The sequence below is a fragment of the Ruminiclostridium cellobioparum DSM 1351 = ATCC 15832 genome, from assembly GCF_000621505.1.
Lineage (GTDB): Bacteria > Bacillota > Clostridia > Acetivibrionales > DSM-1351 > Ruminiclostridium > Ruminiclostridium cellobioparum.
The window spans coordinates 180,335-193,195 of the sequence record NZ_JHYD01000001.1; the positions used below are offsets into that span (position 1 = coordinate 180,335).

Genomic DNA, 12,861 nt, shown 5'->3' on the forward strand with positions numbered 1-12,861 from the left:
GTTGCACTAGCGAACTATTATCAGTGATATATTATTATAATTATATTACTTTGAGGCAGCTCCATGTTTTAGGCCTTATGCCTTTGCATGGAAGGTTCTTGACAGTACCTCCAGCTGCTGGGCTCTCGAGAGCTTAATAAAATGTACGGCATAACCCGAGACCCTGACTGTGAGCTGATTGTACTTCATGGGCTCATTCATGGCGGCCTCAAGGGTTGACCGGTCCAGTACGTTTATATTTATGTGATGCCCTCCGTTCAATATATAGCCGTCAATAAGTGCCGAAAGATTGCTTGTTTCAGTATTTTCTTCCTTTCCCAATGCTGCCGGGATCACTGAAAGTGTAAGTGATATTCCGTCGCTGCAGCAGCTGTAAGGTATTTTTGCAACAGAATTAAGCATGGCCAGCATACCTGATCTGTCCCTGTTGTGCATGGGGTTCGCACCCGGGGCAAAGGGCTCTCCTTTTTTTCTGCCGTCGGGTGTTGAGCCGGTTTTTTTACCATATACGACATTTGAAGTTATGGTCAGCACAGACAGGGTATGCTTTGCATTTCTGTAGGTGGGGTGGGTTTTCAGGCTGTTGTAGAAGCCTTCTACCACTTCTTTTGCAATGCTGTCCACACGGTCGTCGTCATTTCCGAACTGCGGGTAGTCCTCAGTGAGCCCGAAATCGGTTATAAGGCCTCTTTCATCCCGGATTATTCTGACCCTGGCATGTTTTATGGCGCTCAAGGAGTCGGCAATGACTGAAAGGCCCGAAATGCCAAAAGCCATGAGCCTGTTGACATCGGTGTCGTGCAGCGCCATCATCAGTCTTTCATAGGCATACTTATCGTGCATATAGTGAATGGCATTCATGGTATTTACATAGAGTCCGGTAAGCCACTGCTGAAGCTTATTGAAATTGTCGAGCACTTTATCATATTCCAGGTAATCCCCTTCGTAAGGGGGAAGTGCCGGAGCCACCTGTTCGCCGGTGATTTCATCTCTGCCTCCGTTTAATGAAAGCAGCAGAAGCTTGGGGAGATTGCATCTGGCTCCGAAAAATTGCATGTCCTTTCCAAGGCGCATGGCAGAAACACAGCAGGATATTCCGTAGTCATCCCCGTAAGCAGGTCTCATAAGCTCGTCATTTTCGTATTGTATGGCACTTGTCTTTATGGATATTTTGGAACAGTACAGCTTGAAGGATTCTGGCAGCTTTGGAGACCAGAGAATTGTCAGGTTTGGTTCAGGTGCTGCACCAAGATTATTCAGGGTGTGCAAAAATCTGTAGGAGGTTTTGGTTACCATATGTCTCCTGTCTGTTCCAATACCGCCGATGGACTCGGTCAGCCATACGGGGTCACCGGCAAAAAGCTCATTGTATTCCTTGGTTCTCAAATGTCTTATGAATCTGAGTTTTATGACAAACTGGTCTATGAGCTCCTGGGCCTGAATTTCTGTTAATATGCCGTCTTCAATATCTTTTTCTATATAGATATCAAAGAACACATTGAGTCTTCCCAGGGAATTTGCCGCGCCGTTGGTTTCCTTCATGGCCCCGAGAAAAGCGAGATAAGTCCACTGAACTGCTTCAAAGGCGTCCTGTGCGGGGCGCTTAAGGTCAAAGCCATAAGAATTGCCCAGTTCTATCAAGGCCTTAAGTGCTGAGATCTGATCGTGGATTTCCTCCTTGAGCCGGATTACTTCTTCGGACATTTGCGGCGGCAGGGCCTCAAAGTCCTGCTGCTTTTGAAGCAGCAGCCTGTCGATACCGTAAAGCGCCACCCGCCTGTAGTCTCCGATAATCCGGCCCCTGCCGTATGTGTCGGGCAGGCCTGTGATGACTCCGCATTTTCTCGCCCTGCGCATTTCTTCGGAATAAACGCTGAAAACACCGTCATTGTGTGTTTTGATTTCTTTGCTGAAAATACTTTCTATTTCAGGCGCAGGCGAGATGCCGAACTGTTCGCAGGCCTGCTTTGACATGCGGTAGCCGGTTTTTGCAATAAAGGCCCTTTTCAGGGGTGAATCTGTCTGAAGACCTTTTATTACCTCAAAGGGTTCATCTATAAAACCGGGCTTGTGACTTGTAATTCCCGAGATGGTTCCGGAATCGATCTCCAGAACTCCTCCGTTCAAATGTTCTTCAATGAGCAGGCTTTTACAGGTTTCCCACAAATGTTTTGTTTTTATGCTTGAACCGGCCAGAAAGCTTTCATCGCCGTCGTAAGGTTTGTAATTTGTTTGAATGAAATTTTGAACGTCGATGGTATTATTCCATTTGCCGCTTTTAAATTCAGGAAAAGATAGATTCATAAGTACTGCCTCCCTATATGATTTTTTTGCCAAGGGATTTACTCTGCAATACAAAAGTAGCAAAATAAAAGCCGCCTGGGCATTTTAAGCGCCCAGGCGGCCGGCTTTTAAAAGTCATACTCCCGTGTGGTAATCTCCACTTCCGCCAGTTGCATGACAGTTTTGAATCAAAATTTAAAATTAATTCTTACATACTAAGTATAAATTAACTTTGATTCAAAAGTCAAGTGATATCCCAAAATTCAAGATAAAATTTATGAAAAAATCTACAAGATATGCTAATATGTTAAAGCAATAAACTATATATTGTGGCTTATTTCAAATGTGAGCGCAGATAAAGCATTGTTGACAAGAACATACGTTTGGTATACTATTACCATAGTTATGGAGATGTACAGAATTAATTATATTATTTAAAATAATAAATAAGACATTAACCGGAGGCACATATGACCGAAATATATAATATTCTTAATTTTATAAAAGATACGGAAGGACTGAAAAATGTAACAAGAACTGCATGGACCTCTGAAGGAAAGCAGGAAAGTGTCGCAGAACATTCCTGGAGGCTTGCAGTATTCGCACTTTCTCTGGCGGAATGTTTTCCTGAGGCTGATATGGGTAAAGTATTGGGAATGTGCATTATACATGACTTTGGTGAAATTTATGAGGGTGACGTGTCGGCAAAGTTTGAAAGCGACCCGGATGGAAAATTGAAAAGAGAGGCAGATGCTGTAAGTACATTGGTAAAGGATCTGCCGCAAAATCCGAAACAAAGGATTAAAGACCTCTGGAATGAGTACAATACTGCCGTGACTTTAGAAGCAAAACTTGTCAAAGCTCTGGACAAGTTGGAGACAATAATTCAGCACAATCAGGGAAGGAATCCCTCTGATTTCGATTATGAATTTAATTTAAACTATGGTAATTCATATATGGGTTTTAATAAAGTTATTAAAAACATCAGGGAACTGGTAGATGAGGAGACAAAGGGAAAATGCAAATCAGGAGGGTAAACAATAATATGAGATACCGTTGTTTGATACTGGACCATGACGATACTGTTACTAAAAGTACGCCTGATATCCATTATCCTTCCTTTGTGGAAGCGGTAAGGACTCTGCGGCCGGATATGGAGCCCCCCAGCCTTGAAGAATTTGTTTCACATTGTTTTAATCCGGGGTTTAATGAATTGTGCAGGGACATTATGAAGTTTACAAAAGAAGAGCAGGAGTGCCAGTATCAAATATGGAGAAGTTATACAAAGAGCAGGATACCGGTGTTCTATGAAGGCGTCAAGAAGCTGTTGAAGGAATTTAGGGAGGCCGGAGGCCTTATTTCGGTGGTTTCTCATTCCGAGAGCCAACAAATCCGGAGGGATTATTTACATAACTGCAATATGGAGCCCGACCTGATTTTCGGCTGGGACATGGAGGAACGCCAGAGAAAACCCAACCCATATCCAATATACGAGACTATGAAAAGGTACAATCTGAATGTTAAGGATATACTGGTGGTTGACGATTTAAAACCGGGGTTGGATATGGCCAGAAAATGCAATACTGAGTTTGCAGGCGCCGGCTGGTCGCATATTGTTCCTGAGATCAGGGAGTATATGAAAATCCACTCCGACTATTATTTCAATACGGTCCAGGATTTCACTAAGTTTTTATTTTTGCATTAAGAGAACTCTGTGAACGTACTTGTAAATTTTTTAATCAGAGAGCTGGAAATTAAAAATTTGGAAGATCACTTGTTATGGAATATTAAAAGAAGAATGGCAGACACTCAACGTGTAAACGTATATTAATGAACCCTGCAAACATGTGCAACAAAAGTCGGACACCATTATCCTGTTTTTATTATTATATTACTCGGAAGGGCATCAAATGGATTGGATTAAGAGCATTAATAATGCATTGGAGTACATAGAAACAAATTTAACTGAAGAAATCGATTACTCCAAGCTTGCACAAACAGCATGCTGTTCTGAATATCATTTCTCCAGAATGTTTTCCTCTATGGCGGGTATAACACTTTCGGAGTACATCAGACGGAGGCGGCTTACGGAGGCGGCCTTTGAACTGCAGAAAACCGGTATCCATATAATCGATGTTGCTATCAGGTATAATTATGATTCTGCTGACTCTTTTACCCGTGCGTTTAAAAAGCTTCATGGAATTAAACCTTCAGAAGCCCGTGAGAAGGGTACCATGCTTAAAGCCTATCCGAGAATGTCCTTTCAATTATCTATAATAGGAGTAAAAGAAATGGACTACAGAATTGAGAATCTGGATTTTGAACTAAGAATTGCGGGTAAAAAGAAAACTGTAAAAACCCGGATGGCTGCAAGGATAATCCCTGAACTATGGGGAGAGGCCAAAGAAAATGGATTTCTTCAAACACTGATTGATATGTCCTGGGAAAAGCCGCAGTGTAAAATGGAAGGCATCCTGGGTATCTGCGGAAAAGATTCCGACATCAGGGATGAAGAGTTTGAGTATTTTATGGGGGCAAGATACCAGGGTGAGGTCCCCGTGGATATGGAAACACTTTTAATTCCACCGTCAAGCTGGGCTGTTTTTCCGAATGTTATTGATGCCTGGAAACGCATATACTCCGAATGGCTTCCTGCCTCAGGCTACCAACTTGGAAATCTGCCCTGCATAGAGAATTTTCTTGCACCGGGGCACCAACCTGAAAATGAATTATGGGTACCTGTTATAACCGGATACATGGAGGTGAAAGGGTAAAGTGAAAAAAACAAGCTTATTTTCAGCATTTCCTTATATCAGGACCGATGAAATTACACTTAGAAAAATAGAAAAATCAGATGTAATTTAACTTGAACAATTATAAAACAAAGGTTGAATTAATGGACTTTCGTTCTTTGATGAGCCGGGTAAATCTCATAAGTACATAAAAAGGGCAGGTTACATTTTTACTGTAACCTGCCCTTGAATATTTGCATGCATATTTATTATCATGTATATTTACTATTTAGTAGCTAATACCTTCTTGAGCCTGGCAAACCTTGGGAGACCATCTTCCTTAGGAGGAGTTGATTCACCCTGTATCAAAGGTAATGCATAATCGATGAATTCCTGTTTCAAACCGTTTCCGGCTTCGTTTATCCATTCTCTTGGAATTTTCTTTTCGGTATTTGCAACATCGTTCAAGTCAAGCAGCTGAATTTCGCACTTGTATTCTTTTCCTTCAGCTCTCTTGAAACCAACCATTTTGTCAGTCATACCTTCAACTGCATATCTGACAGCCATTTGACCCGACATGTAGGATTCGTTGACGTCGCTGGCCGAACCGCAGTGAGCAGCACATCTCTGGAGAAGGCTGAATTCTATGCCACGGACCTTGGCTCCGGTCTTTTCTTTAACAATAGCGGCCAAAGTAGCTGCAAGACCTCCTAATTGAGCATGCCCGAAGGAATCTCTCTGCTGGGCAAGATCTGAACCGTATTCGGAGATATACTTTCCGTTCTTATCCTTGATACCTTCTGAAACAGCTACGATACAGTTGCCGTTTTTCTTGTAGATTGCTGTGCAGTCTTCAAGGAACTGATCCATATCAAAATCTATTTCAGGGAGGTATATCAAATCAGGACCTGCACCCTTGTAAGCAGCCAATGCTGTTGAAGCAGTCAGCCATCCTGCATTTCTTCCCATAACTTCCAATATTGTGATCATGCCTGTGTTGTAAACTCTTGCATCGTGGTAAACTTCCATGGTAGAAGTTGCAATGTATTTAGCGGCACTTGAAAAACCGGGGCAGTGGTCTGTTCCGAAAAGGTCATTGTCTATAGTCTTTGGAACACCCATTACTCTGCACTCGTAACCAACCTTCTGCATATACTTGCTGACCTTGTTGCAGGTATCCATTGAGTCGTTTCCGCCATTATAGAAGAAATATCTGATGTTATATTTTTTGAAAACTTCAACGAGTCTCTTATAGTCAGTTTCATCCTGATCAGCTGATTTGAGCTTGTAACGAACTGATCCCAGAGCGGAAGAAGGAGTAGTTTTTAATAAATCAAGTTCGTATGGATCTTCCTTGCTCATATCATAGAATTTTTCATCAAGAATACCCTTGATTCCGTGAGCTGCACCGTATACAGCTGTAATAGCTTCCTGCTTTAATGCTTCCTGGAAAACGCCGCAGGCACTTGCATTAATTACTGAAGTTGGTCCACCCGACTGTCCGAAGATAGCGGCACCCTTTAAAACTGTCATTGTATATACCTCCTAATGATTTATATTAATTTGTATAAATGTACGCTGCTTTTACCAGACCTTTCTTTGAAAGGCTGATATTACAATACGCAATCACATTAAAATATAGCATAATGGATAATAAATTGCAATTACACATATTCATTTCTTGCAGATTTAACATTCTGAGTCATTCGCTGCTTCAGTCAGATTTATGGGTAGTGTTTTATAATAGTATTTGATTGTTGTTTGAATATTATTATTGCTGCTTAGCCATTGACAAAAAAATATCAAAAATTCCCTTGATTTTAAGCTGAATTTTTCATAAAATAGAAACGATGGGTTTCTGGAATTACCTTATTATTTATTAAAAGAATATTTTTGATAAATAATAATTATTATAAAATGGGATTCATAGTTTTTGTACTGAAGGCAAAGATATGCAGGCCACAAAAACATAGGATTTCAGGTAAAATAAAATATAAAAGGAGTGCATTTAAAAATGGCATTAGTAACTTCTACAGAAATGTTTAAGAAAGCTTATGAAGGCGGATACGCCATAGGTGCTTTCAATGTTAATAACATGGAGATAGTTCAGGGTATAACCGAAGCAGCAAAGGAAGTAAATGCTCCACTTATTCTTCAAGTATCGGCAGGGGCCAGAAAGTATGCAAATCATACTTATCTCATGAAGTTGGTTGAGGCTGCAATTATTGAAACCAACCTTCCAATATGTCTGCATCTTGACCACGGTGATACATTTGAGCTTTGTAAATCATGTATTGACGGAGGATTCACTTCGGTTATGATAGATGGTTCACACCATTCCTTTGAAGACAACATTGCATTGACAAAACAGGTTGTTGAATATGCCCATGCAAGAGGAGTAGTTGTTGAAGCTGAATTGGGAAGACTTGCAGGTATTGAGGATGCAGTCAATGTATCAGATGCCGATGCAGCATTCACAAAGCCTGATGAAGTTGAAGAATTTGTTACCAAGACAGGTGTTGACTCTTTGGCAATAGCTATCGGAACAAGCCACGGTGCTTACAAATTCAAGCCGGGACAGAAACCACAGCTCAGATTTGATATATTGGCAGAAGTTGAAAAAAGACTTCCCAAGTTCCCAATAGTTCTTCACGGTGCATCATCAGTTATTCCTGAGTTTGTTGAAATGATCAATAACAACGGCGGAAAAATGCCCGATGCTATAGGTATTCCTGAAGAAATGCTCAGAAAGGCAGCATCAATGGCTGTTTGCAAAATCAACATTGACTCTGACCTGAGACTTGCAATGACAGGCAGCATCAGAAAGTATTTTGCTGAAAATCCAAGCCACTTCGACCCGAGACAATACCTCAAACCAGCTAGAGAAGCTATAAAGGGACTTGTTAAGAACAAGATCGTTAACGTTCTCGGTTCAGACGGTAAAGCTTAATTAACAGTAATTTAATTTGAAGAAATATAATGAACAGCTTCCGGACTTTTGTCCGGGAGCTGTTTTATTGTGTAACGAATACTACACGTTCTGCGTGTGGTTCAGGAAAGCTTATAGCTTTGAGTGGAAAATATAAAGCCTCCTTGTTAAGCTGGCGAACTTCTAAAAAGTCCTGTCAGGCAGAGGGGGAAGAGAAAACACAAGCGATATGACTGGATTTATGTGGTAGAATGGATTTATTACAGGTTCACAAGGGTAATGTATACTTCAAAAATGTGAGGTGAAGAAATCATGACAGACAAAAAAATCACAGTACAATTTACAATGCTGACATTTTGCATAGCCTATCTTGTGTCAGGTGCTTTGATTTCTCTTGGGCAATTCGGATATTCGGTTCACAATTGGGTTTACTCGTTACAGCAATTCGGGATGAATATTCCTTTTGCAATCTATATTTTGTCGCCCGCCATTGCTTCATATATCGTTCTGAAGAAAAATAACAAAATAGCAGATTTTAAGGAATGGTTGAAAACTGTTTTTTACGCCAAAAATAACATATCTCTTTATTTGTTCGTTGCTGGAGGGCTTGTGCTGTATTTTTTGGTACATATTGCAGTTTCAGGCCGTGCCGAAATGGTGCTTCCATTTTATACGCTCTTCCTTTCCCTGCCTGGTTGTCTTATTATCGGTGGCTTGGAGGAAGCTGGCTGGATGTACATATTGCAGCCTGAGCTTGACAAAAAATATGGCTTTGTTTTATCCTCCGTTTCTGTTGGAATCATTTGGACTTTATGGCATATTCCTCTCTTCTTCATTCCGGGGACCAATCACGGAGAGGGACTCATTAACTTTTGGATGTTTGCAGTTCAACTCATTGCATTTCGGTTTTTCAATGGGGCAATCTACAAAATATCAGGAAAAGGCCGTGTGTTTATGTGCGTGTTATTCCACACCATGTTCAATGCGGTATCTCCCATTTTTGGCACCATGACTATGACTTGGGCTGGAACAATTGCCGCAAATGCTGTGATTGTTCTTGTCTCAATTGCAACCGTTGTGATATACGACAGAAAGAACAGGCGAATAGTATAAGCATTTGCTTCTATAATTTCTGGTCTTTTTTGGTTGTATAACTTTCTCAATATTTGACCTATATCTGTTTTTATTTTCCCGCATATTGCCTGTCTACGGTATTTTGGTGAAACACTATATTGCAATTATATTTAGGTCAGCATACAAGGAACTACACGCAGACAGTGAAACGGCTGCTGACAACAAAAGGGCTTGGCCTTATTAGTATAAGGTGATTGAAGATAATGCTTATACAGATTGTGCTAAGTGAAATTTTATTTTGCTTTACAGATAGATTTATTTGGAATCAACTGGTAACGCGAGGACAACTTCATGAAATAGGGATGCACGGTTAAAAACAATTTCCCGCAATTGTTTTGGGTGCGTCCCTATTTTATGAAGTTAGTACGGAAGTTACCAGTTGATATAATGAACTACACAGGTAAAGCAAATCTAAATTAATTGGCACAACGCGTTAATTTAAATCACCCGAAACCTGTAAAACACTTACTTGACCATAAAAGCTATCAATGCTCCGCACTGTCTTATTACACTGTCCGGAATGAAATTATCAGAAATGAATACACAGCCGACAAGGGAAGCCCAAATCAATTAAAGTATATATTCAAGTCGAAAGTCTCATCCCTTAAAATACCGGGGAATGGGACTTTTTTGCTGAAACTGTGTTTTTTATATTAAGAAATTATTAAATATTCTAAGATTTGTTGAGATATAAGGTCGAATTGTTTATATTTATAGTAGAAATGTATTTTTGGTAATTTTAACTATTTGATTTTTATGATTAATGATGTGGGGGTAAAAATGAGAAAAAAAGCGGGAGTAGTTTGTCTTTTACTTGTTATTTTGATGCTTTTTCCAGTGGTGGGGTACAAGGTCTTTACAGAAAAGGAGTATCCGGGAAATGTGACAAATGCGCAGGAAATAGCTGCAGTTGAGGATATGCGTGGAGTGTGGATCGCGTCGGTAAGCAATATTGACTTTCCCTCCAAGCCGGGACTAAGTGCGGAACAGCAAATGAAAGAGCTTGATGCAATAGTGGATAATGCTGAGTACATGGGGATGAATGCAATATTCTTCCAGGTGCGGCCTACAGGAGATGCATTGTACAAATCCTTAATTTTTCCATGGTCTGAATATCTGACCGGCAAGCAGGGAAAAGCAAATGACAAGAATTTTGATCCCCTGGCATATATAATAGAAAAGGGACATAAAAAGGGCATACAAATACATGCGTGGCTGAATCCTCTCAGGCTTTCAATGGGCACGGCCTCAAAACCGGTTAAAAGTGTGGACGCTTTATCAGCTGGTCATCCTGCCAGAAAAATATCCAGTGCTGTAGTGGCGGCAGGCAACGGCAGGCTTTATCTCGATCCAGGCTCACCCGAAGCCATTAAGCTCATTACCGACGGGGTTGCTGAAATTCTTAAAAATTATGATGTGGACGGTATTCATTTCGATGATTATTTTTATCCCTCAAAAAGTGAATGCAACGGTAAGGACTTTAACGACAGCAAATCCTACGAAAAATACAAGGGTTCCTTCACCAATAAGGACGATTGGCGCAGGAACAATATAAATACACTGGTAAAGAGTACATACGACACTGTAAAAGCAATAAAACCTCAGGCTCAGTTTGGAATCAGTCCGTTTGCAATATGGTCCAACAAGGATAAAAATGCAGAAGGATCCGATACACAGGGCGGTATATCAACGTATTACGATCACTATGCCGATACAAAGAAATGGGTAAAGGAAGCATACTTAGATTATATAGCTCCTCAGATATACTGGAATATAGGCTTTAAGATTGCGGATTATTCGGTAATTCTGGATTGGTGGAAAAACGTATGCAGCGGCAGCAGCGTAAAATTATATGTTGGACATGCCGCCTACAAGATAAATGATCCCTCACAGGCCAACGAGTGGCTTGACCCATTGCAGATACCCAAGCAGATTGCAATGAACAGAGAAAGCAAAGCTGTCAGCGGAAGCATATTCTACGGATATTCGAATCTGAAAGCAAATGTGCTGGGAATCAAGGACAAACTCAGAGGGATATATGTGGCAGGCAGGGATGCCGGCAGCCCGGTGCCTGAAGACCGTCAGCTTTATATTGCAGCTCCCGGAAACGGATATAAAACCTCCTCCTCAAAGGTGAGTATAATGGGAAGCTGTGACCCCGATCAGCCGCTGTACCTGAACGGCAATCAGATAACTCCCTCCGAGGATGGATATTTTACGGTTTACCAGGAGCTGCAGGTTGGTGAGAACGTACTTGTTTTCAAGCATAAGGACAAGGAAACCATATTTAAAATAACAAGGACAGCTGCCTCAACTTCTGCTGCTCCCTATCAGATGAACAAGCCGGGCTTCAGAACAGGGTATTTTTCACCGACAGCGTCCATGACAATGAAAACAGGTCAGAAAATTGATTTTTCCTGTGTAGCGCCCACTGGAGCAAAGGTATGGGTGGAGATAGGTAAATACAGGGTGGAGCTTGCCAATGCCGGTGACATGGATTCCAACGGAGGGGCCATCACCCCGGCGAGGTATAGAGGAACCTTTACCATGCCGGCAGTGCCGGGAAGCCAGAAAATATTGAATCTTGACAAGCCTGTTTTTGTCATGGAGTACAAGGGACAGAAAATAACAAGCAAGCAGGGCAATATCCTCGGCATTCAATCCGACAAGTATTATAAATATGCCCTTGTCAGCACTTCCGAGGCCGAAGCCGTGGCAAGGTCAGGACCGTCATCGGATCAATCCAGAGTTACTCCGTTAATAAACGGTGCGGTGGATTACATCGTAGGTGAGCAGAACGGTTATTATCTGCTGAAAAGCGGTGTTTGGACCGACAAAAAATATGTTAAGGTAGTGAATGACAAACCGCTGGCCTCCAACAAAATATCCTCCGTAAACGTAAAGGATAACGGAAGCTATACCGACATTACTTTTAAAATGCCTGTTAATATGGTGTTTGGCATAGAAGCATCCCCGACGGCAGTAATTCTGAAAATATACGGTACGACAGGTATTAATGCCGGGTCGGCAGCGCCGGGAGCAGCTATTTTCAAGTCCATAGATTATATGGCAGTTGACGGTGCGGCCCAATACACCTTTAATTTGAAGTCACCTGACAACTATTTCGGGTATTATGCCCAGTATAAAAACGGAGCACTTGTTTTATCACTCAAGAATGCACCAAAGATTTCGGGCACCGGAAGCAAACCGCTTACAGGCCTAAGAGTTTTACTCGATGCGGGCCACGGGGGAAGCGAAACCGGAGCCATAGGGCCTCTTGGAAAATACGGCCCGTATGAGAAGCAGCTCAATCTGGCCATTACTTTAAATACCAGAAAGTATCTGCAGGATTTAGGCGCTGCGGTTATTATGACCAGAACAGGTGACAAGACTGTCAGCCTCAATGAAAGAGCAAATTTAATAAGAAAAGAGAAACCCGATATAGCGGTTTCCATACACAACAATTCCATGGATGTGACGGCAGACTACACAAAGCACGTAGGTTTGCTGGTATTATATTCAAAGGACAGTTCAAAGGCTGCGGCAGGTTTTGTGAAGGATTCCCTGATAGCAGACCTGAAGCGCAATGATGGAGGATTTAGATGGCAGAGCCTTTCTGTATGCACAGTTACTCAATCTCCGGCCATATTGGTTGAAGGCGGCTTTATGTCAAATCCCGAGGAGTATCAGTGGCTGTCCAATTATGACAACCAGGTACAAATGGCCAATTCCATAGGCAAGGCCATACAGGAGTGGGCCGTAAAGAACACAAGATAACATGAG

General features: G+C 41.6%; 8 protein-coding genes, 1 pseudogene and 1 riboswitch. Of the genes and pseudogenes, 6 read left to right on the plus strand and 3 right to left on the minus strand.

Annotated elements, in window-relative coordinates; genetic code table 11:
* Positions 1-75 precede the first annotated feature (75 nt).
* Complete coding sequence (pflB, locus tag T344_RS0100790; protein ID WP_027627137.1) at positions 76-2,304, minus strand: formate C-acetyltransferase; 2,229 nt, start codon at positions 2,302-2,304, stop codon at positions 76-78.
* A gap of 83 nt (positions 2,305-2,387) precedes the next feature.
* Positions 2,388-2,467, minus strand: a riboswitch (ZMP/ZTP riboswitch).
* Between the two features lie 286 nt (positions 2,468-2,753).
* Between pflB and T344_RS0100795 the strand changes: the two genes are divergently transcribed.
* The 3 genes from T344_RS0100795 (at position 2,754) to T344_RS0100805 (ending at position 5,057) form a co-directional block, all read left to right on the plus strand.
* On the plus strand, positions 2,754-3,320 hold the full coding sequence (locus T344_RS0100795; RefSeq protein WP_027627138.1) for an HD domain-containing protein: 567 nt from the start codon (positions 2,754-2,756) through the stop codon (positions 3,318-3,320).
* Positions 3,321-3,328: 8 nt separating this feature from the next.
* Positions 3,329-3,988, plus strand: a complete 660-nt coding sequence (locus T344_RS0100800; protein ID WP_027627139.1) for an HAD family hydrolase — start codon at positions 3,329-3,331, stop codon at positions 3,986-3,988.
* A gap of 205 nt (positions 3,989-4,193) precedes the next feature.
* Complete coding sequence (locus T344_RS0100805; RefSeq protein WP_027627140.1) at positions 4,194-5,057, plus strand: AraC family transcriptional regulator; 864 nt, start codon at positions 4,194-4,196, stop codon at positions 5,055-5,057.
* Positions 5,058-5,300: 243 nt separating this feature from the next.
* Here T344_RS0100805 and T344_RS0100815 read toward each other — a convergent pair whose 3' ends face one another.
* Complete coding sequence (locus T344_RS0100815) at positions 5,301-6,548, minus strand: 6-phosphofructokinase (RefSeq protein WP_027627141.1); 1,248 nt, start codon at positions 6,546-6,548, stop codon at positions 5,301-5,303.
* Between the two features lie 481 nt (positions 6,549-7,029).
* Here T344_RS0100815 and fba point away from each other — a divergent pair, with 481 nt between their 5' ends.
* Positions 7,030-7,965, plus strand: coding sequence for a class II fructose-1,6-bisphosphate aldolase (fba, locus tag T344_RS0100820; protein ID WP_027627142.1), 936 nt, complete (start codon positions 7,030-7,032; stop codon positions 7,963-7,965).
* Positions 7,966-8,256: 291 nt separating this feature from the next.
* Positions 8,257-9,057 (plus strand): CPBP family intramembrane glutamic endopeptidase, encoded by an 801-nt coding sequence (locus tag T344_RS0100825; RefSeq protein WP_027627143.1) that lies wholly within the window; start codon positions 8,257-8,259, stop codon positions 9,055-9,057.
* Between the two features lie 2 nt (positions 9,058-9,059).
* On the opposite strand, the pseudogene T344_RS30675 reads toward T344_RS0100825, so the two are convergent.
* Positions 9,060-9,182 (minus strand): annotated as a pseudogene (locus T344_RS30675) (IS200/IS605 family transposase); the annotation flags it as partial.
* Positions 9,183-9,858: 676 nt separating this feature from the next.
* Here T344_RS30675 and T344_RS0100830 point away from each other — a divergent pair.
* A complete protein-coding gene (locus tag T344_RS0100830) occupies positions 9,859-12,855 on the plus strand; it encodes an N-acetylmuramoyl-L-alanine amidase (protein WP_027627144.1) in 2,997 nt (998 codons plus the stop codon).
* The last annotated feature ends 6 nt before the right edge of the window (positions 12,856-12,861 follow it).

Excerpts from the sequence above, each read along its gene's own strand:
- pflB (WP_027627137.1), bottom strand. The coding sequence starts at position 2,304 with ATGAATCTATCTTTTCCTGAATTTAAAAGCGGCAAATGGAATAATACC.
- T344_RS0100795 (WP_027627138.1), top strand. The coding sequence starts at position 2,754 with ATGACCGAAATATATAATATTCTTAATTTTATAAAAGATACGGAAGGA.
- T344_RS0100800 (WP_027627139.1), top strand. The coding sequence starts at position 3,329 with ATGAGATACCGTTGTTTGATACTGGACCATGACGATACTGTTACTAAA.
- T344_RS0100805 (WP_027627140.1), top strand. The coding sequence starts at position 4,194 with ATGGATTGGATTAAGAGCATTAATAATGCATTGGAGTACATAGAAACA.
- T344_RS0100815 (WP_027627141.1), bottom strand. The coding sequence starts at position 6,548 with ATGACAGTTTTAAAGGGTGCCGCTATCTTCGGACAGTCGGGTGGACCA.
- fba (WP_027627142.1), top strand. The coding sequence starts at position 7,030 with ATGGCATTAGTAACTTCTACAGAAATGTTTAAGAAAGCTTATGAAGGC.
- T344_RS0100825 (WP_027627143.1), top strand. The coding sequence starts at position 8,257 with ATGACAGACAAAAAAATCACAGTACAATTTACAATGCTGACATTTTGC.
- T344_RS0100830 (WP_027627144.1), top strand. The coding sequence starts at position 9,859 with ATGAGAAAAAAAGCGGGAGTAGTTTGTCTTTTACTTGTTATTTTGATG.